The following is a 19,434-nucleotide window of genomic DNA, read 5'->3' as shown; positions in this document are numbered from 1 at the left end:
ATCAGTCAATTAAAACAGAGCCAATTATTTCAGTTCCAATTCTTTTAAGCTGTTCATTCATAATATTAATATCATTCAAACGAGTATTATTTTTACTCGCCACAAGCAAAACACCATCAGTTCGAGCCGCAATCGCAAGCGCATCTGTACCATTTAAAAAAGCAACTGTGTCGTATAGGATAATATCGAACTGACTAGCCAATTGATCATTAATATTGTCAAATGATGAACGGTTTAATAACTCCAATGGATTAGGCGGCGGTGTCCCTGCAGGCAATACTGAGAGATCAATAAATGAATCAATTCTGGCAATCACTTCTGATATTCCAGCGCGTCCCGCTAATACGTCGGATAATCCTTGTTTATTTTTTATATTGAAAATTTCATGTTGCTGAGGATAGCGCAAATTGGAATCAATCAACAATGTACGCTCCCCAAGCTGGGAAAATACTATTGCCAGATTGGCTGTGAAGAGGCTCACACCATCACCAGGATTATAACTAACTATTGCTAACGCCTTATGTCCTGTAGTAAACCAACGCAACATCAATTGGCTTCGCACAGCGCGGAAAACTTCTACCTGCGCTCCAAATGGCTGGTATGCAACTACCAACTCCGGAGGATGATTCCCCTGTCCCGGTAACAAGTAAGGGTAATCAAATTGCTGAGCAAGTACCAGTTGGATATCTTCTTCTGTGATTAATCCTAATTTAAGTGCCGCATCACCAAAACGCAAACCACTTTCCTTCTGCAAACGTAGAACACGCTCCGCTTCCGCCGGAGTTATCTTACCCATATCAAGCAAGATATGCCCTATACTATATTTGCGAAGGGAAGTCATAGTCGAATCAATGGAGTTGATACTATTATACTTCTCTGTTTCTGAAGAATCAGGAATGCTCATATTTAATCCTATTTTAAGCTCAAACTGCACACTACCTTGATAAACGCGGCCAAGCTATCTGTAATCGTTTTGTTTTAGGAATTCCTTTCTTAATCACTCCGAGAACAGGCACTTGGAGTATGTCAATTAAGTCTTCTGTTGAACGTACACGTCGATCAATCATCTCTGCAAGTAACCCCACTCCCAAACCAAGAAGAGCTCCCAAAATGACAGATAAAGCCATATTAAGAAATATCTTCGGACTATCAGGTTGATCTGGGATTTTTGCCGTATCAAGTAACGACACAGTCGAAAGATTTGCTTGACCTTCCAAGCTAGTTTGATTCAATCTTTGCATTGCAGTATTATAAGCTTGTTGTGCGCCTTCAACCTCTCTGGCTATAAGCAAGAGTTCATTTCTTGAACGATTAAGAGATAAAACTTTCGCTTTCTGCTCTTCAAGTGCTGCACGGATCTCACTTTCTTGATTAATAGCTGTATTCTTCGTCGCACGCATGTGTCTACTGAGCTCTGCTCTCAATTTATCCACATCAGCTTTTGTAGCTGCATACGTGGGATGATTACTTCCCATCCTTTGAGAAATTTCTGAGAATTTAGCCTCAGCTTGAACTAAGCTAAGCTTCAAATTGTTGATCATTGCATTTCTTGCGATGCTAGTGCTTTCTCCTGAAGTACTATAGCTTTCACTCTCTGATGCTGTACCCATCAAATCCGCTTGAGCAAAAACAAGTTGACGGGAAAGTTCATCAAGTCGTTTCGTTTCGGCATCAAGACGATAATCTACATCTATTATCCCCATTTCTTGTTGATATTCTGTTAGTCTTTTTTGCTCTGTCTCCAATCTTTCACGCAATACATTCAACTGATCTGTGAAGTAAGTCGCAGCTTTCTGTGAAGGCTCAACTGTAAGACGAATACTGATTTCTTGATAAGCATTGGCAAAAGCATTAGCCATCGCAGCAGCAAACATCGGATCCGGCCCCTTATAACCGATGCCAATAACGCTGCTATCTCGCGAAGTTTCAACATCAACGTTTTTAAGGAGAAAATTGGTCAACCAATCGCGTAAACTTAAATCACTATTGCTATCTTCATGTTGTTTCTTTACAACCTCACTTCGATCCAGTCTGAGCTGATCTATCACCATTAATGCTGTGCTGGAGCTCTTGATAACATCTATCTGGGTAGCCATAAAACCCGCATTTAGATGCGCAGGAATAACTGCACCAGTAACCGGGTCGACTCCTTTATAAGTAAGTAACAAGGTTGCCGAAGACTTGTAACTTTTGGGTAATAATAAACTCACGGTCAATGTTGTCGAAATTGTAACAACAAGAGTAAGCAAAATAAGTTTATACCTTGCTAATACGATAAAAAAGAATCGAGAAAAATCCATAAATTAAATTTTGACCCCAATCAGTGAATCGTTAATAAAGAATACAGACATGAGTAACATGCTTAGTTTGTAATGTCAGATTAAATACTCGAAACAACATTGAGTAACTATCAAAACAAGCTTTCTTTGATATAAATTACATCATCAGGTTCAACTAGATCGCTGGATTTCACAGATAGAACTTGCAAATTTCCTTCAGAATCACGCCTTTGAATTCGCAAACCACGCTCAGTACCTCGTGGATTAAGCCCACCAGCAACCGATAAAGCTTGAATGACTGTCATATTACGCTCCAGCCTATATGTTCCAGCACGTTGAACCTCACCATAAATATAAAATCGATTTGCTCTTTCAACATATACAAGGTCGTCACTCCTCACGTGCGTATCACGTGATAAATCTCCAGAACGCACCATCTCTGATACATCAATAACTTCTTTAACGAATTGTTTTCCATCGGAACGGATCACTGTAATCAGATCGCCGCCGTCTGGAATTATTCCACCCGCCATCGCAAGAATTTCTGTCAAACTGCGTTTTCCCTCAATTGGGTAACGCCCTTGATTTCGAACAAAACCTAGAACAGAAACCATCTGGCTTTGCAATGATGGGGTAAAAATATTTACTTGTGGTTTACGTAAAATATCTCTACTTTCAAGCAAATTTGCGATCTTCTTCTCTGCTGCGGAAGGCGTTAATCCATCAATGAGAATCTCGCCAAGTAAAGGAAAAGTAATATTCCCGGTTTCACTTATTTTCGTTTCGGTTGTCATATCGGGATGACCGTAGACAAATATCTTTAATAAATCTCCGGGTCCCAACACACTCTCTCTTGAGTCGTTTGCTACCGCAAAGTTTATACAAGCAATCCAAAGAAAAATGAAAGTCAAAACCAACAAATTGAATCTACTTAAATATTTCATCATTTCTTGCAATCCTTAATTCATAAGCCAATCAACTTCAAATCCTAAAACATATGAATATCACTTGAATCCAGTAATTCCACGTTCAATTGCTCTTTCTGGAATCGGCGCAGAAGTATCCAACCCATTCAAACTATCCGTCATCAGTTCTACAGGTGGTTGAGTAGCTGGTTCTCCCGTATTTGGTTTCTGATCTTTAAGATTGAGGTACTCGATTTGTGCAGCAGTTCGAAGGCGAGCAATTTCAGCATCGGTTGCTGCTTTAAGTTTTTGATTCATTAGAAACTTTTCAATCTGCGGCGCGGCAGCAGCTAAAGTAATCGGGCTTTCTTTAATCGCATTAACATAAATCAGTGAACTGGTTTCTTGTTCATTGACAATAAAGATGGTGTCTTTGCTTTTTTCCTGTAATACAGTCGCCATCTGGGGTGGTAAATCAGCTGTACTACGGGATGCCACATTGCGGATATACTGTATTTTATTTTTTTCAAGCCACAAAACAACTTCATCGAGTGTTTTTGCCGTATCAAGTATTTTTCTTAATTCTTCACTTAAATCCTTTGTTGCAATTCGCACTACCGCCAAATCAAATTGCTTACGTTGAGTAAAAAACTCCGGGTGTTTTTGGAAATATTCATCAATCTCAGCTTTTGAAGGTTTCGCAACCTTACTCATAACTCCTTGCAAATATGCTTGGGTTATTACTTGAGCATTAACACGTTCTCTAGCCTGCATAACTTCCGGCGTACGGTCAAGTTTATTTCGAACCGCTTCATCAACAATTAGCTGCCGAGAAATTAGTGACTCCAATAATTGCTTACTTGCGGCATCATATTGATCAGGGCGAACGTTGGCTCGCCTAATTTCATCGTTAAGTTGTAACATTGTAATCTCTTTTCCATTTACACTAGCAAGCGCTTGACCGGATTTTTTCTCAGCCGGTTCTTTATCACAAGCAGTAAGAACTACGGTAACCGTAATCGCCACGCTGAAAAACAAAAACATCCGCAAATATGCTAATACCATAGTCCTTTTCCCTTTCTGATAACAATATTATTCAAATCAACCAAACCCATAATACTATATATAGATATATAGCAATATCAATCAGATACACCGCACATTTCAAGTTAGCTACGACATATAAAAGAAGAAACTTTAATGATAGAGTTATTATCCGATAAAATACAGTAATGTTTTTTACAAATCAAATACGTATTAATGACTTCTTAAAGAAAAACACAAATAGATTACAAAAATTAATCGAATTAAAAATTACCATTAATCTAAAAGAAAAAACCCTCTAAATAATTTGTCACGATTTTACTTAAAATAATTTATGATGTCATTTTCTATTTAAATAACATTAACTTAAAAATTATTGATATTCTCCTAATGATCACCGTCAATACTTAGGTTCGTATCATAAAATTAATTTATGACAACAAATAATGAAACACTCATTGATTTACACCCTATTTAACATATATAGTGTAAAACATATAACCACCGTACGGCTTTCATTCTCCATGAATGACTTCAGAATACAACGACTACGAGGAAAACTTAAAAATCGACAAGCTGACTGAAAGCTTAAATTTGCATAAAAGATCTACAGATCGATTTTGCAAAGATCAATAACTAATAGACAACTTCTGGGGATAAAAAAACCGCCACTAAGGACGGTCTAATGTTCTATCAGATTATTAGGAATTATAAGAACTTCTTGATATTAGTGGCCAGGTTTACTTTTACCGCCATAAGGCCGAGGATCTTGCCCTTCTTTTACACAGTTGCCATTACCATCAACCCCGTGTGGACAATCAGCACCAACCTGATTGGGATCCCCCATATCAGCATTTGAACAAGCTGCTAAGAAAACTAATAAAATCACAGCAAAAAACGATACTTTCATTATCTTTTCCTTTTACTAAATCTATCATAGTTATTTCATGGACCTAGAGTATACAACAGAACAACGAAGAATTCCAAGTACCGGGTAACAAAACAAAATCTAATTTCTTATCTATTTGCTTGTGAATTAGCTAAAAAAAATGTCATCAAATGATCGCCATATTTTTCAAGCTTCCGTGCACCAATACCTGTTACTCGACTTAATTCACTGATATTTTGCGGACACAAGCGTACTAACTCCATGAGTGTAACATCATGAAAAATCACGTACGCGGGTACACCATTTTCCTTAGCAGTTGCTGCACGCCAAATTCGCAATTGATTCCATAAGTCACGTTTGTTTGTATCCAGATCATCCAAGTCATCGCTTGGAGGATTTCCAAGCAATTGATTTGATTCAATCCGTTGGTGCAGAAAAACCGTTTGTTGCCCTTTCAGTATCTCTCGGCTTAGCTCAGTTAATCGTAAAGCGCCATATTCAGCGCTGGCCGTTTCTAAAAAACCCAGCGCAATAATCTGGCGAAAAACAGAATGCCATACTTTCACCGATAGGCTTTTACCGATCCCAAATGTACTAAGCTTATCGTGATGCCATTCCTTGACACGATTCGTCAAATTGCCACGTAATATATCAATCAAATGTTTAGCGCCAAAATTTTGCCTTACACGATAGACACATGACAATGCCTTTTGCACTTCCACAGTTGCGTCCCAAATTTTGGGTGGATTTAAACAGATATCACAATTTCCACATGCAGCTGTATTTTCAGTCTCACCAAAATAACTTAGCATTTGTACACGACGGCATGTCGATGTCTCACACAGTGATAGCATAGCTTCCAGCTTCCGTAGCGCTACTTGTTTGTATAGGGCATTTGCCTCCGATTCTTCAATCAGCCGCTGCTGCTGAATAACATCACTCAATCCGTATATCATCCAAGCATCCGCAACCAACCCATCTCGCCCTGCACGACCAGTCTCCTGATAATAACTCTCAATGTTTTTAGGTAAATCAAGATGCGCTACAAAACGTACATTCGGTTTATCTATACCCATTCCAAAAGCGATCGTCGCAACCATGATAATACCTTCATCACGCAAAAATTGTTTTTGATTCCTATTTCGTTCCAACATGCTCATTCCGGCATGATATGCAACTGCGGGTAAACCTTGCTTTGTCAGCCAAGCCGCAGTTTCCTCAACTTTTTTGCGTGACAGACAATACACAATCCCGGCATCACCTGGATGTTCTGTCTGAATAAAAGTCAACAGTTGAGAATAGCGATTGGTTTTATCCAAAATTTGATACCGAATATTGGAACGATCAAAGCTAGAAATAAATACTCTGCTCGCGCCCAATCCTAATCGCTCAATGATGTCTTTGCGAGTATCCTTATCCGCTGTAGCTGTCAAAGCAATACGTGGAACCTTCGGAAAACGCTCGTGCAACATCGACAACCGCATATACTCGGGGCGAAAATCATGCCCCCATTGTGAAACACAATGCGCTTCATCGATTGCAAATAGAGCAATACGAATGTTGGAAATCAAATTTATGAATCGCGCTGTTAACAAACGTTCCGGCGCCACATAAAGCAAATCATAAGCCCCTGTCATGAGCTTGTATTCAACAGATACAGCTTCCTGCTGAGATAATGAAGAATTCAATACAGCTGCTCTCACTCCAATTTCATTCAACGTTGCAACTTGATTCTGCATCAAGGCGATTAATGGAGATATGACAATAGCAACTCCATCGCGCATTAGCGCAGGAATCTGATAACACAACGATTTACCACCGCCAGTCGGCATCAAAACCAAGCAATCGCCACCTTCGGCAAGATGCGAAATGATTTCGGCTTGTTGTCCTCGGAAAGCTGGATAACCAAAAACCTCTCTAAGTAAATTAAGCGCTTGAGACATTTAAGTTATTGTGACGAATACGTGAATCTCTTCTATAGTAAACATCAAGTTTCTTTCTACTCGATAAAAAATGTGGAAATCGTCACGTATAAATAATTTGCGATAAAAATTATATTAAACGTAGAGACTTAACGGGCAATAGTACAGTAGAATGCACATCCCGGCATATGTGAAATTGATTCCGATCAGCCGATTTACAGACAAATACCAGCAACGTTCTAAATTGCTCATAAGAGTGTACTGGTATAATTCTATCCAAATGTAACTTAAGTTAATAATAATTCTGCAACAGAAGTCTGGAGAAAATAATATGGTGGTATCTGATGTTTTGAAAATGATTCAAGACAATGAAGTTAAATTTGTTGATTTACGATTTACCGATACCAATGGTAAAGAACATCACGTCACCATTCCCGCACATACCTTTGATGCCGACAAATTTGAAGACGGCCACCCTTTTGACGGCTCATCAATCGGCGGCTGGAAAAGCATCCAAGCATCCGATATGTTGTTAATCCCTGATCCCGATACTGCCAACCTGGATCCGTTTATGGATGAGCCGACATTACTGCTTACTTGCGATGTCGTGGAGCCTGCTGATGGCAAAGGTTATAACCGGGATCCCCGTTCGCTTGCAAAACGTGCTGAAATTTATCTCAAATCGACCGGTATTGGTGATGTGGCATACTTTGGTCCGGAACCTGAATTTTTCATTTTCGATTCGATACGTTGGCACACCGACATGTCCGGATGTTCTGTTAAAATCGAATCCGAAGAAGCCGCATGGAGTTCCGCGCTCAAATATGAAAGTGGCAATATCGGACATCGCCCTGCAATTAAAGGCGGTTATTTTCCGGTCCCTCCAGTCGATTCATTCCAAGATATCCGTTCTGCAATGTGCTTGACACTGGAAGAAATGGGTGTAGGTGTTGAAGTGCATCACCATGAAGTCGCCACCGCCGGTCAATGTGAAATTGGAACACGCTATAACAGCCTAGTCAAACGCGCGGATTGGAACCAAATCTTGAAATATGTAGTACACAATGTTGCGCATTCCTATGGTAAAACAGCCACCTTCATGCCAAAACCGATCGTGGGCGATAATGGTTCCGGTATGCACGTGCACCAATCTATCTGGAAAGATGGAAAAAACTTATTTTCCGGCAATGGTTATGCGGGTTTATCCGAAATCGCACTCTATTACATTGGTGGCATCTTGAAACACGCCAAAGCACTGAATGCCATTTGCAATCCCAGCACCAATTCATACAAACGTTTGGTGGCAGGGTTTGAGGCTCCTGTTAATCTGGCGTATTCGGCCAGCAATCGTTCAGCAGCGATTCGGATTCCACACACCAGCAGTCCCAAGGGACGCCGGATTGAAGTTAGATTTCCCGATCCGACCGCTAATCCTTATTTAGCGTTTACTGCTCTAATGATGGCAGGATTGGACGGTATCCAAAATAAAATACATCCGGGTGACCCAATGGATAAAAATCTGTATGACTTGCCACCCGAAGAAGCCGCAAAAGTTCCTAATGCCTGTGCTTCATTGGATGAAGCACTGGAATATTTGGACAAAGATCGTGATTTCCTGATCCGCGGTGGTGTATTTTCTAATGATATGATTGATGCCTATATTCAGTTGAAGATGGATGAAGTCATTTTGTTGCGAACAACAACGCATCCGATTGAATTTGATCTGTACTATAGCCTTTAACTCGGCAAAAAGCCTGAATAGTTAAATAATCATTAGACTTATTTCAGAATCGGTGCATACTTTGCGTGAAACATTGACTGTAATAAGGAGGAATAAATAGTTCTTTTTTAACTTTCCCTTTAAGAAATCATTGATAAACTGATCATATGGTTGCAATTGCTACTAACTTACATCTAGCACAATATGAAAACCAGCACATTTATTTTATTGATTCTTCTGCAATTTATTCTTGTACCCAGCGTAATTGCCGGATCAACCATCTATAAACATGTTGATAAAGACGGTAATATTACATTTACCAATCGTCCCATCCCCAATGCAGAAAGAATTTCGATCGCCTCTTACTCCAGAAATGGTGATAGTCAATCAAAATCGCAGTCCACCCCAAGCTTACCTAGAATTAAAGACTCTACGCAGAATGAGCGGGATACTATGCGTCGCAAAATTCTGGAGAAAGAACTTGTTACAGAAGAAAAGCTTTTTGCCGATACACAAAATTCTCTGGACCAAATCCCCGTTGGAACTGATACCGGCAACTATGCAGAGAAAGTTGTTCAGTTAAAAAATAAATTGTTTCTTCATCAGAGAAATATCAGTGCTCTAAAAAAAGAACTTGGCAGATTATAGATTCTGAGCATCCTCCGCGTTCAACCCGGTGAATCTATGAAAAGAAAATTATTATCCTTAATTACACTCATTTTTTTTTCATGCGCAACCAGCGCCGGGATTTATAAGCATGTCGATGATCAAGGCAATGTCACTTATTCAAATATCCCATCCAACAATGCCAAGCAACTCAATTTACCTCCCATTGTCGTTGTTCCCCCTGTCGATTCCGGTGAAGTAGAAGATAGAATCGCAAAGCGCAGGGAATCAATGAAGCTGGAAGAGCAGAAAGAAAAGCTACAAAGCAAAATTTCCGAAGAAGAAAAACGTCTTAGCGAGATTAAAAACGAATATAAAGACGGCAACCCGGATCGATTAGGGAGCGAACGGAATTATCAAAGATATCTGGATCGGGTGGAACGGTTACGCACTGAAATAGACAGACGAGAAAGTAGTCTGGATATTCTAAAAAAAGAACTGAATGATCTTCCAAAGAAAAGCAGCGCTCGTTGATTTGTAAAAATTTTACAAAGATAACTCGACCATGACTGGCACATGATCGGAAGGGCGCTCCAGTTTACGCATTGACTTATCAATGATGCAAGCTGCACATTCACGAGCAAGATCAGTACTTAATAAAATATGATCAATACGTAATCCACGATTTAACCGGAAAGCCATCATCCGATAATCCCACCAGGTAAACGATTTTTCCGGTTGATCAAAAAGACGGAAACTATCCAGCAGCCCCAAGTTCAGCAAATCACCAAAAGCCGCTCGTTCCGGCTGGCTACACAAAACCTTCCCTTCCCACAAATTAGGATCGTGAACATCGCGATCCTCGGGTGCGATATTAAAATCTCCAAGTAATGCTAGCTTGCTGTAGCCGTTGAGCTCTTGCTGCAACCACCTAGTCAAGGAAGGAAGCCATCTCATTTTATAATCATATTTTTCGGAGCCGACACTGTCGCCATTCGGAACATACACAGACACAACCCGCAAATCACCAAAAGTGGCGGCGATGATTCTCTTCTGCTCGTCAACAAAATCGGGAAAAGCTGTTACAACTTCAACTCCTTTCCGCTTACTTAGAATCGCTACGCCATTATAGGTTTTTTGCCCGGCAAAAAGAGACTCATAGCCAATCTCCGCGATTTCCTTGAGCGGGAAATTCTCATCGGTCACTTTTGTTTCCTGTAAACATAACATGTCCGGTTGATTTGCCTTTAACCAATCAATCACTTGCGGCAATCGCACTTTTAACGAATTAACATTCCAGGTAGCTAATTTCATACGTATTTATTGAGCACAGAAACCTAAATAAACCAGCAGCTTATTGATGTCACCATCAGCAAGGAATCAATTTACCTCATTATGAACAACGACTTGGGTGAATGGTATGATCCATTGCTGATGATTACAAACTTCAACCGCATAACGTTGTAACGCTCGCCGAATAGCAAAGTATTCTTTTGCAGCCATACCCTCAAATGTGGCGACTATTTTATAATCCAACGATGATGTATTGGCTTCTGAGAAATATACTGACAAACCCTGCAGAGCGCCACCGTAAGCTTCCTGCATTAACCCCTCGCGGATCCCTATCGCCATTTTATCCGGAATCTCCGTGGTACATATCATTTGATGCTTATAATCAACGCCAAAATCACTCACAACGATAAATCCTTGCGAAAAATTCTTAGGGCTCGCGGCGAGAAAACCCGGAATAGTATAAGTCCTAGGCATCGTGCCATCGGATAGTGACAATAAAATATTCTCGAGCGTGATGCATTTAACCATTCCATACGACCCATCAGACAGCATCACATAATCACCGACTTGACAAGGAAACCAAGGTTCATCCGTTAAATACGGACGGGAAACATAATTGGCCAGCTCCGCCAGTGTTAAACGTAATTCCAAACCAGGCAGCAAAGGATTCACCAATTTAGTGTAATAATTCAAACTCTCAACCTGCATCGGAATGCCATTATAAATAATACATTCCCCTTCTCTGACGGAACCGGTATTGAGCAATATTCTTAACTCGTTTACATAACTGGGAATCGAGCTCTTTAATAACAAAATAATACTCAGCAGCAGTAATACCGTAATACCAATTAATACTTGATCATTCCGGACACTCAGCACATAAAAAGCTGCCGCAACAGCCAAGGCTGCCATAAGAAAATGATAAAACAATGCACTCACACGTTGGTAATAGGTTCTTCTCTGTTCTTTTTTTCTGTTACTCAACCAATGCAATAGCTTTAATAGCGATATCATTGAGAAATACACGGCAATAAAGGCGATGAGTGCCATCAACAGGGTCGTGCCCCGCCCCGTGGCAAATTGCTCAATATGTTCACCAACAGAAACCTCCTTCGCAGATTGTGACTTAATCATTTCGTCGTACTGCAATTGCACAATCTCCAGTAAATGTCTGTTCTTAGCTAATCGATCCCGCCATTTACGGTCAATACGCTCAAATTCAATTAAAGCCTCTTTCTCGAAGCTTTGTGTATTGATTTTTGAAATATGCTTGAGAGCTTCCTCGATATTCGCAATCTGTGAAGTATAAAAAACAATTTTTTTGTTGAGATTGTCCAGTTTACGTTTATTCTCAGTTAATTGTCGCAACTCGCTCAAAATCGGCTGTACAATTTCCAGTAAATCCTTCTGCCAATTAAAATTCTTCTGTTCTTCCGTATCGTCTTTTTCTAATTCCAAACCAGCCGTCAATATCATTTCAAAAGAGGATTCCTGCTCAACAATCGCATTGTTTAATTCATTTAATTCATTCTGAATTCTATTTTTTTCCTGTTCGGTTTTTGCCTTCATCAATAACTGCAAGTTGGCGTCCACCTCTTTCCTCTGCTGTTTAATGTCTCGAATAATGTCGTTCAATTTGACGATAGCGAGTTCTTTTTGCAATTCTCGGTCATTGGCTATCAATGAAATATCATCCTTTGCATACGTATTGGCAATAAAAGCCATCATTCCTGCAAGAGTGGAAACCATTAGCAAAAAGAATACTTTTTTCTGCATAAAACTTTGCATCATCTTTTAGTAACCTATTAATAATTCAATATCTTTATGACTCATTTATTATTCACCCGTAAAGAATCGCTCGACATCTTTTAACTCACGAGTTCTTTTCATCGGCGGCAAGCTTTGCCAAATATGTTTTCCATAAGCTTTGGTCGTGAGGCGAGGATCACAGATCATCAGTACTCCACGATCAGTTTCATCTCTAATCAACCGGCCGGCTCCTTGCTTAAGATTAATGACTGCACGTGGCAGTTGATATTCCAAAAAAGCATTGCGGCCTTCGCGATTAATTTTCTCAATGCGAGCTGATAATACCGGGTCGTCCGGTGGAGCAAAAGGCAGCTTGTCGATTATAACCAGCGACAATGCCTCGCCCCGCACATCCACACCTTCCCAAAAAGATTGGCTGCCAATAAGCACCGCATTTTTCAACTCACGAAAACGCTCTAACATATAAGAACGAGAATCTTGTCCTTGCAGCAGTATCGGGAAATCAAAATCATCGCTCGCTTGCAGCAATTCATAGGCCCGCTGCATTGCACGCAAGCTTGTACACAAAAAAAAGGCGCGTCCCCGGCTTGCTCGTAATACCGGCAATGCCGCTTGCACAACTTGCTCGGTATAGGATTTGTGATGCGGCTCCGGTAACCCAGGCGGTACGTACAGCAATGCCTGTTCCGCAAAATTAAAAGGACTCTCCCAATAAGCGGTTTGCACATCATTCAAGCCCATTTCGTGATTAAAATGCGCAAAATCCTTCTTCACCGACAGAGTTGCGGAAGTAAAAACCCAAGTACGTAAAGAGCTCAGCATTTGTTTCTGAAAAATTTCCGCAATTGAAAGCGGCGTTGCGTGTAACTGCATAGCCTGATGGTAAACTTCAATCCAGCGCACATACCCTTGCATGTCAATTTCATCCCGCCAGCGTTGAATCAGATACAGATGACTGGCAACACGTTGCCGGCAATTTTCCAATCCTTCCGATCGTTCCGCTTGATCCTCAAGCAATCTTGTCAATAGGGTCAATTTCTCTAACAAACGACTCAATGCCACATCGAAATCAGCATATTGCATCACCATCGCAAACGATAACCGCGTATTATCCGCCGTTATTGTTAACCGTAAATCACGAACAGCTTTCTCCATCTCAGCGATCGCATCCGTCAATGGCACAAAATCCACCGCGGCTTTAATCGTCTCTGCTTTTGCATCACGCGCAAGATCCAATAATTGTCCGGTACTGATGGATTCACCAAAAAATAAACTGGCCGTTTCCGGCAACTGGTGCGCCTCGTCAAAAATCACTGTGTTGCAGGCCGGTAACAACTCGGACAGCCCTTCATCGCGCAACATAACATCCGCAAAAAACAAGTGATGATTAACCACTACGATATCTGCAGCCAGTGCTTGCTTCCGCGCCTCCATCACAAAACATTTCTTGTAATCAGGACACTCGGAACCCAAGCAACTATCACGAGTAGAGGTAACTTGTTGCCAGATCGCCGCATTCTCCGGAACTTCACTGAGCTCACTTTTATCACCAGACTTGCTGTTTTTTGCATAGCGTTCGATCAGCTGCAGATATCGAATTTCATCACGATTAATGAAACTGAGCTGAGTATCCTGCAAACTTCTTTCCAGGTGATAAAGGCAAATGTAATTCGCACGCCCCTTTAATAAGGCAATAGCCACCGGCACTTTCAATGCTGCCCGAACGATTGGAATATCTCGATTAAATAGCTGATCCTGTAATGTTTTTGTTCCAGTTGAGATGATCACTTTTCCACCGGCAAGAAAAGCGGGAACCAAATATGCAAATGTCTTTCCGGTACCAGTACCTGCTTCCGCAACCAGAACTTGGTGATTATCAATTGTTTCAGCAATAACTTGAGCCATTTCCAACTGCTGGGGACGCATGCGGAATCCCGAAATTTGACTGGCTAGCGCACCATTTGCAGAGAAAATTGAATCAATATCTAGCATGTAAAAAGCACCGAATGCCTTGAGTTCACGGGAGCAGAAAATTGCCGAGAGGCAATCAAAGGAGTTTTTCTTCTTTAAAATACAGATAAGGCAAATAACAACTTATAATTTCCGCAGTAACAATCATTGTAAACAAGCTCAAAGTCTTCAATAATTGACTGTGATAGTATCAGATCAATTTCAGTGAAAGCATAAAAAATTTGATTTTGATCGATAAAATTTCTAATAGCTTTTCTAGAGGATTCTTTATGCCAACCAGGTCACAATTGTGGTCCCGCAAGTCTCAGTTCGCAGCTCTGCTTGGATTCTTTGCAATTTTTATCGCATTTAGCGCTTTTTATCAAACAAGTTCCCAAGGCGATATGTCTGAGACCTATCCAAAAGGATTTCGTGGCGGTGCCTGCACCATAGAAACCGAAGCGTTAACCATCGGTTACTCCGGATACTACCTTCCTATGGGCAATGAAGCGCCTAAAGATACCATTCGATCCGCGTATGTACCTATCCAATGCGGCAAGGTACCGGAACCTGCAACGGTGAATATTTCGATTGATTTATTGTATCCGGAATCAGCTCGTGATTTTATTTTAGGTCAACGCTTAGTCAAAGTTGAAATTCTGGAAAACGAAAAGGAAAAAGAAATTGAAATTTTGTTGATACCCGCGCAACGTCACTCATCCGGCGTCATCACACAAGCGTTTAAGTTAAGCGAACCAGGGCAATATATGCTATATCTGGATGGCAGCGACGATCAAAACTCAACGATCCATTTGAAAGTTCCGCTTAAAGTTGGTTTGGACTGGAAAGACTACTTCAGAAAGCTTTTTTCAACATTTCTAAGAAAAGAATAGAGAATTTACAAATGCAGCGCTACATCGATTATCTTTTATCCGGTAGAAATATCTCGAGTCATTCCTAAAAACAAACCCTTACCTGCCGTTAAATAAATTATGAAAAAGGAGATATAGTATGGACGTAACAGGCATCACCAGTTTAGCGACAGCAATGTCCGATTTAAGCAGTAATCAAGCAGTAGGAATTGCAGTGCTCAAAAAAGCTATCAATCTTAATGCCGCTGGCGCACTTGCCTTGATTCAGGCTCTTCCTGACAGTAAACCGACTTCCAATCTTCCCGCACATTTGGGACAAAATATTAATACCACCGCATAAACGAATTCACACTTACGCAGTTGTGGAATACTTTAGATTTTAGAATCAGTCGGCCATGATTTTTGCCGTGCTAGAACGCACCAGACCCCTGAAATTCACTTCGCGTAACAGCACTAACCAACGGCGGAACCATGCGGGTCATTCGAACCCTCATGAACAGGTGACATAATCCAATTTGTTTTAGAAACAGCGCCGATCACTGTATCCAGCTTATCCGTTTATTAATTTCCACAACACCGCAAAACCTCATAAAGATTTGATAATACTACCCCTTATAAAATATCCACGTTCATAGCAGAGAAATTCTGAACAATCGCATAGATCCTTAATCTAACTTGTCGGTAGTATCGATTCCCATAATCTGCCCCAAGCAAATTTATGGGATTCAGGAAGTAACAATCATGAGTAAGAACCGAACAAATACAGGAGATTCCAGAATGGAACAACACATAAAAACATGGACTTCAGTAATCATTCTTTCCGCAGCGCTTTACTCTGGGTTTGCTGGCGCTCATGGAAAAGTTTCTTTAGAAACAGATAGCTGCATACGAAATATATCTGGCAGTATGATACACCTAAGCACCTATCAACCACAACATGACCCAGAAGCTGAATATTGCACTGAAATCCCTCAAGAAGGCGAAACATTGTGGGTTCTGGATCTTGTCGATCAAGCCCTGCGTGATATGCCGATTGGTATCAAAATTGTCAGAGGCAGCGGTAAGGCTTTAAGCGAGACAGTGGCAAGCATTTATTCCACGAATCATTCCGATGGTGTCATTAAAGGCCATTTTAATCTGAGCGAAGGACAATATACATTGTTTGTAACTGGCGAAGGCATTCCTCCACTTCACTACGAGTATCCCTTGCGGATACAAATGACCAACTACACAGAATCATTCATTAGGATAGCTCCCTACATTATTACTTTCTTATTAATCGCTTTCATCACCGATAAGCTACTAAAACGTAGGCAATTGCGCCATTAACAGATAAATTGAAAAAAAAGAGGCATCGGTGGCTTAATCACGTTACATGTGATCCAGTCACCGAATTACCGTTATTCTGGTGGTGGCGGAGGTGGATTACCAGCAGGCGGTGGTGGTGGAGCAAATTTCTCTGAAATCATAGCGGGCCCTTTGTTCACAGAGCTTCTGAAGGACGAATCAGTAATGATCCTGCCGTTAACCGGAATCTTGTGTCCTTTTGCATACATGCATTGAATATAGTTGTTATCGTACCGTTCCTGGCTCTCATAGCCTGATGCCTCCGCTGCATTTGAACCAAGCAAACTACCGAATAACAGGCCAATTCCGGCTCCTACCGCCGCACCGTGACCTCCTCCGATAGCCGCACCCGCTGCGGCGCCTAAGCCACTACCAAGTACTGCGCTTTGCAATCCACTGTAACGTGAAGCCTGTCGTGGCGTATAACCTTCGATTTGCTCATAAGCATACTGCTTGCATGCCATTTCATCCGAACGAAATTGATCAAAATTTTTACCGCTACCCGGTAATGCCATCACGCTGGGCCCTGAAGGCAAATGAACACAGCCAACCAGCATGCCAACAAACAGCATCACAATTAAGTTTCTTTGAGTTTTCATAATCCCCTTGTCTCTTACTCACTTACAAAACCTTTTTTGAGTCGTATCCAGATTCATAGCCAGTACGTGGAATCCGGGCCGCAGGAGTGATTTTAGTGATTTCGAACTGAACAAATCCTGAATACAAAGAGTTATACGAGCAGATCTATTGCATGCGGTAACTTCGGAAAACTTAACTCAAGTTGTGTTATCTATAATCGTAAGGATTATCAAATCAATAGATAAGCATTTCGAACTGCATTGGTTATTCCAGCATCGCAAAAAAACACTTGAGTGGCCATATTAATCTTGCAGTATCCGAAAATTCCCGCAAAATAATGCTATCAGTTATTTTAAGAACAGCGCATCGGGAAAAATAATGAAATTACTCAGTTGGAATATCCAATGGGGACGGGGAATGGATGAGAATGTCGATCTCAAACGCATCGTCCAAACAATTCGCCAATTAGATGACTTTGATATCATCTGCTTGCAGGAAGTCGCAGTCAGTTTCCCCGATCTGCCAGGAAGCCATAACGAAGATCAAGTAGCTATGCTATCAGCATTACTGCCTGATTATAAAGCAATCTACGGTATTGGAACCGATGTTCCCAACATACAAGGTGGCCGCAATCAATTCGGCAATGTCATTTTCAGCCGTTGCCCTGTCGGTCAAGTATGGCGGCACCTTCTGCCCTGGCAAGCGGAATTATCCACACCCAGCATGCAGCGCGTATTGGTTGAAGCTGTAATTACAACAGATATCGGTTCGCTTCGTATCTTAACTACGCATTTGGAATATTACTCGCAGCGGCAGCGTGAAATGCAGATCGATGCGATCCGGTATTTACATCAGGAAGCCTGCATGATGTCGCAACGCAAATTACTGCATGAGGAACAAGGTGGCACTTTCGAAGTATTCCCCAGGCCCAAAGAAGCGATTTTATGCGGCGATTTCAACTTCTCAGCAACAGCGCCCGAGCATGCGCAAATTCTTGCACCCTTCAGTGATGGCACGCCGGGTTTTCATGATGCCTGGTCTGTGTTAAATCCTTGGGTAACTCATGCGCCAACTGTCGGCATTCATCCGGTTGATTTTGTTGATCAGCCGGAATGTTTCGATTTTGTCTTGATAACCGATGGCTTAGTGAAACGTCTGAAAAAACATGGCATCAATGCGGAAACAACCGCTTCCGATCATCAGCCGGTTTGGGTGGAATTGAGTCAGGGAAACGCCGATTAATTTGCTTCACGAACAAATCGCTGGCGCAATGAATTAATCCGTCTCAGCAGCTTGCTTCCGGCTTCGAATTAAAATATTCGATTACCGAAGCTTTCAAAATAACATTGATCGATTTCATCGCGGGTAAATCGATGGTTCTGTCCACCGCGTTGAGCGATTTTTAGCGACCCCATCAACGAACCCAGTTGCCCGGTAGTTTGCCAATCGAAGTTATTGACAATACCATATAACAAGCCAGCTCGATAAGCATCGCCGCACCCGGTCGGGTCAACGATTGCCTTTGGTTTGACACAAGGAATTTCATATTGCTTGCCATCGGCATGGATGATCGAACCTTGCGCGCCCAAAGTTATAATCAGTGCTTTGGCCTGACTCGCAAGGTTTTCCAGATTACGCCCGGTTCGATCTTGCAGCATTTGGCCCTCATAGTCGTTCACTGCAATATAATCAGCTTTATCGATGAAATTGAGAAGCTCTTCACCGTTATACATCGGTAATCCTTGCCCTGGATCGAAAATAAACGGAATCCCGGCTTCATGAAATTCACGCGCATGTTGCATCATACCGTCACGGCCATCCGGCGCGATGATGCCTAAACGGATGTTCCGCGTATCTTTCACGGAATTAAGGTGCGAAAAATTCATCGCACCAGGATGAAACGCAGTAATCTGATTATCCGCCAGATCCGTGGTAATAAAAGCTTGTGCGGTAAATGTCTCAGGAACATGCTGCACATGTTCCTGGATCAGGTTTAATTGATCGAAACGTGCTTTATAAGGCGCATAATCATCACCAACCGTCGCCATCATAACCGGTTCACCGCCCAGCATTTTTAAATTGTAAGCAATATTTCCAGCGCATCCGCCGAATTCGCGGCGCATTTCAGGTACTAGGAATGCGACATTCAAGACGTGAATTTTTTCCGGCAATATATGATTCTTAAAATGATCCGGAAAGACCATAATATTGTCGTAAGCGATGGAACCACAAATCAGGGTACGCATGGTTTATATGCC

Annotated in this window: 18 protein-coding genes; 7 read left to right on the top strand and 11 right to left on the bottom strand. The window is 41.4% G+C overall.

Annotated elements, in window-relative coordinates:
- Position 1 precedes the first annotated feature (1 nt).
- The 6 genes from epsG to recQ all read right to left on the bottom strand — a co-directional run bounded on the left by epsG (position 2) and on the right by recQ (position 7,060).
- Positions 2–904 carry a chain length determinant protein tyrosine kinase EpsG gene (gene epsG, locus KF839_RS03670; RefSeq protein ID WP_292916475.1) on the bottom strand — a complete coding sequence of 301 codons (903 nt, stop codon included), beginning with the start codon at positions 902–904 and terminating at the stop codon, positions 2–4.
- Between the two features lie 31 nt (positions 905–935).
- Positions 936–2,300: a chain length determinant protein EpsF gene (gene epsF, locus KF839_RS03665; RefSeq protein ID WP_292916474.1), complete on the bottom strand. Its 1,365-nt coding sequence runs from the start codon at positions 2,298–2,300 to the stop codon at positions 936–938.
- Between the two features lie 110 nt (positions 2,301–2,410).
- The gene (gene epsE, locus KF839_RS03660) at positions 2,411–3,226 is read right to left on the bottom strand and encodes a polysaccharide export protein EpsE (protein WP_292916473.1); all 816 of its coding nucleotides are present in this window, start codon (positions 3,224–3,226) and stop codon (positions 2,411–2,413) included.
- Positions 3,227–3,283: 57 nt separating this feature from the next.
- A complete protein-coding gene (locus tag KF839_RS03655; protein WP_292916472.1) occupies positions 3,284–4,249 on the bottom strand; it encodes an EpsD family peptidyl-prolyl cis-trans isomerase in 966 nt (321 codons plus the stop codon).
- A 706-nt stretch (positions 4,250–4,955) separates the two neighbouring features.
- Complete coding sequence (locus KF839_RS03650; RefSeq protein WP_292916471.1) at positions 4,956–5,138, bottom strand: hypothetical protein; 183 nt, start codon at positions 5,136–5,138, stop codon at positions 4,956–4,958.
- 107 nt (positions 5,139–5,245) lie between these two features.
- Complete coding sequence (gene recQ / locus KF839_RS03645) at positions 5,246–7,060, bottom strand: DNA helicase RecQ (protein ID WP_292916470.1); 1,815 nt, start codon at positions 7,058–7,060, stop codon at positions 5,246–5,248.
- Positions 7,061–7,370: 310 nt separating this feature from the next.
- On the opposite strand from recQ, the gene glnA reads away from it, so the two are divergent.
- The 3 genes from glnA (at position 7,371) to KF839_RS03630 (ending at position 9,899) form a co-directional block, all read left to right on the top strand.
- Positions 7,371–8,780: a type I glutamate--ammonia ligase gene (glnA, locus tag KF839_RS03640; RefSeq protein ID WP_292916469.1), complete on the top strand. Its 1,410-nt coding sequence runs from the start codon at positions 7,371–7,373 to the stop codon at positions 8,778–8,780.
- A gap of 183 nt (positions 8,781–8,963) precedes the next feature.
- Positions 8,964–9,407 carry a DUF4124 domain-containing protein gene (locus tag KF839_RS03635; protein ID WP_292916468.1) on the top strand — a complete coding sequence of 148 codons (444 nt, stop codon included), beginning with the start codon at positions 8,964–8,966 and terminating at the stop codon, positions 9,405–9,407.
- A 36-nt stretch (positions 9,408–9,443) separates the two neighbouring features.
- On the top strand, positions 9,444–9,899 hold the full coding sequence (locus KF839_RS03630) for a DUF4124 domain-containing protein (protein WP_292916467.1): 456 nt from the start codon (positions 9,444–9,446) through the stop codon (positions 9,897–9,899).
- Positions 9,900–9,911: 12 nt separating this feature from the next.
- Here KF839_RS03630 and xth read toward each other — a convergent pair whose 3' ends face one another.
- From xth to KF839_RS03615, 3 genes are all read right to left on the bottom strand, one after another.
- Positions 9,912–10,679, bottom strand: coding sequence for an exodeoxyribonuclease III (xth, locus tag KF839_RS03625; RefSeq protein ID WP_292916466.1), 768 nt, complete (start codon positions 10,677–10,679; stop codon positions 9,912–9,914).
- 66 nt (positions 10,680–10,745) lie between these two features.
- Entirely contained in the window at positions 10,746–12,449 is a 1,704-nt protein-coding gene (locus KF839_RS03620; RefSeq protein ID WP_292916465.1) for a hypothetical protein, read from the bottom strand.
- A gap of 45 nt (positions 12,450–12,494) precedes the next feature.
- A complete protein-coding gene (locus KF839_RS03615) occupies positions 12,495–14,420 on the bottom strand; it encodes a DNA repair helicase YoaA (protein ID WP_292916464.1) in 1,926 nt (641 codons plus the stop codon).
- 248 nt (positions 14,421–14,668) lie between these two features.
- Here KF839_RS03615 and KF839_RS03610 point away from each other — a divergent pair, with 248 nt between their 5' ends.
- The 3 genes from KF839_RS03610 to KF839_RS03600 all read left to right on the top strand — a co-directional run bounded on the left by KF839_RS03610 (position 14,669) and on the right by KF839_RS03600 (position 16,579).
- A complete protein-coding gene (locus tag KF839_RS03610; protein WP_292916463.1) occupies positions 14,669–15,271 on the top strand; it encodes a hypothetical protein in 603 nt (200 codons plus the stop codon).
- 118 nt (positions 15,272–15,389) lie between these two features.
- Positions 15,390–15,590 (top strand): YjfB family protein, encoded by a 201-nt coding sequence (locus KF839_RS03605; protein ID WP_292916462.1) that lies wholly within the window; start codon positions 15,390–15,392, stop codon positions 15,588–15,590.
- Between the two features lie 401 nt (positions 15,591–15,991).
- The gene (locus KF839_RS03600) at positions 15,992–16,579 is read left to right on the top strand and encodes a hypothetical protein (RefSeq protein ID WP_292916461.1); all 588 of its coding nucleotides are present in this window, start codon (positions 15,992–15,994) and stop codon (positions 16,577–16,579) included.
- A gap of 71 nt (positions 16,580–16,650) precedes the next feature.
- On the opposite strand, the gene KF839_RS03595 is transcribed toward KF839_RS03600, so the two are convergent.
- Positions 16,651–17,196, bottom strand: coding sequence for a YMGG-like glycine zipper-containing protein (locus KF839_RS03595; RefSeq protein WP_292916460.1), 546 nt, complete (start codon positions 17,194–17,196; stop codon positions 16,651–16,653).
- Positions 17,197–17,554: 358 nt separating this feature from the next.
- Here KF839_RS03595 and KF839_RS03590 point away from each other — a divergent pair, with 358 nt between their 5' ends.
- Positions 17,555–18,418 (top strand): endonuclease/exonuclease/phosphatase family protein, encoded by an 864-nt coding sequence (locus KF839_RS03590; protein ID WP_292916459.1) that lies wholly within the window; start codon positions 17,555–17,557, stop codon positions 18,416–18,418.
- 68 nt (positions 18,419–18,486) lie between these two features.
- On the opposite strand, the gene KF839_RS03585 is transcribed toward KF839_RS03590, so the two are convergent.
- Positions 18,487–19,422: a carbohydrate kinase family protein gene (locus KF839_RS03585; protein WP_292916458.1), complete on the bottom strand. Its 936-nt coding sequence runs from the start codon at positions 19,420–19,422 to the stop codon at positions 18,487–18,489.
- Positions 19,423–19,434: the final 12 nt, after the last annotated feature.

This window comes from Nitrosomonas sp. (genome assembly GCF_019635155.1).
GTDB lineage: Bacteria > Pseudomonadota > Gammaproteobacteria > Burkholderiales > Nitrosomonadaceae > Nitrosomonas.
This window is presented reverse-complemented; position numbering and strand designations above follow the sequence as displayed.

What these genes read in the sequence shown, in the direction of transcription:
- epsG (WP_292916475.1), bottom strand. Translation starts at nt 904, where the DNA reads ATGAGCATTCCTGATTCTTCAGAAACAGAGAAGTATAATAGTATCAAC.
- epsF (WP_292916474.1), bottom strand. Translation starts at nt 2,300, where the DNA reads ATGGATTTTTCTCGATTCTTTTTTATCGTATTAGCAAGGTATAAACTT.
- epsE (WP_292916473.1), bottom strand. Translation starts at nt 3,226, where the DNA reads ATGATGAAATATTTAAGTAGATTCAATTTGTTGGTTTTGACTTTCATT.
- KF839_RS03655 (WP_292916472.1), bottom strand. Translation starts at nt 4,249, where the DNA reads ATGGTATTAGCATATTTGCGGATGTTTTTGTTTTTCAGCGTGGCGATT.
- KF839_RS03650 (WP_292916471.1), bottom strand. Translation starts at nt 5,138, where the DNA reads ATGAAAGTATCGTTTTTTGCTGTGATTTTATTAGTTTTCTTAGCAGCT.
- recQ (WP_292916470.1), bottom strand. Translation starts at nt 7,060, where the DNA reads ATGTCTCAAGCGCTTAATTTACTTAGAGAGGTTTTTGGTTATCCAGCT.
- glnA (WP_292916469.1), top strand. Translation starts at nt 7,371, where the DNA reads ATGGTGGTATCTGATGTTTTGAAAATGATTCAAGACAATGAAGTTAAA.
- KF839_RS03635 (WP_292916468.1), top strand. Translation starts at nt 8,964, where the DNA reads ATGAAAACCAGCACATTTATTTTATTGATTCTTCTGCAATTTATTCTT.
- KF839_RS03630 (WP_292916467.1), top strand. Translation starts at nt 9,444, where the DNA reads ATGAAAAGAAAATTATTATCCTTAATTACACTCATTTTTTTTTCATGC.
- xth (WP_292916466.1), bottom strand. Translation starts at nt 10,679, where the DNA reads ATGAAATTAGCTACCTGGAATGTTAATTCGTTAAAAGTGCGATTGCCG.
- KF839_RS03620 (WP_292916465.1), bottom strand. Translation starts at nt 12,449, where the DNA reads ATGATGCAAAGTTTTATGCAGAAAAAAGTATTCTTTTTGCTAATGGTT.
- KF839_RS03615 (WP_292916464.1), bottom strand. Translation starts at nt 14,420, where the DNA reads ATGCTAGATATTGATTCAATTTTCTCTGCAAATGGTGCGCTAGCCAGT.
- KF839_RS03610 (WP_292916463.1), top strand. Translation starts at nt 14,669, where the DNA reads ATGCCAACCAGGTCACAATTGTGGTCCCGCAAGTCTCAGTTCGCAGCT.
- KF839_RS03605 (WP_292916462.1), top strand. Translation starts at nt 15,390, where the DNA reads ATGGACGTAACAGGCATCACCAGTTTAGCGACAGCAATGTCCGATTTA.
- KF839_RS03600 (WP_292916461.1), top strand. Translation starts at nt 15,992, where the DNA reads ATGAGTAAGAACCGAACAAATACAGGAGATTCCAGAATGGAACAACAC.
- KF839_RS03595 (WP_292916460.1), bottom strand. Translation starts at nt 17,196, where the DNA reads ATGAAAACTCAAAGAAACTTAATTGTGATGCTGTTTGTTGGCATGCTG.
- KF839_RS03590 (WP_292916459.1), top strand. Translation starts at nt 17,555, where the DNA reads ATGAAATTACTCAGTTGGAATATCCAATGGGGACGGGGAATGGATGAG.
- KF839_RS03585 (WP_292916458.1), bottom strand. Translation starts at nt 19,422, where the DNA reads ATGCGTACCCTGATTTGTGGTTCCATCGCTTACGACAATATTATGGTC.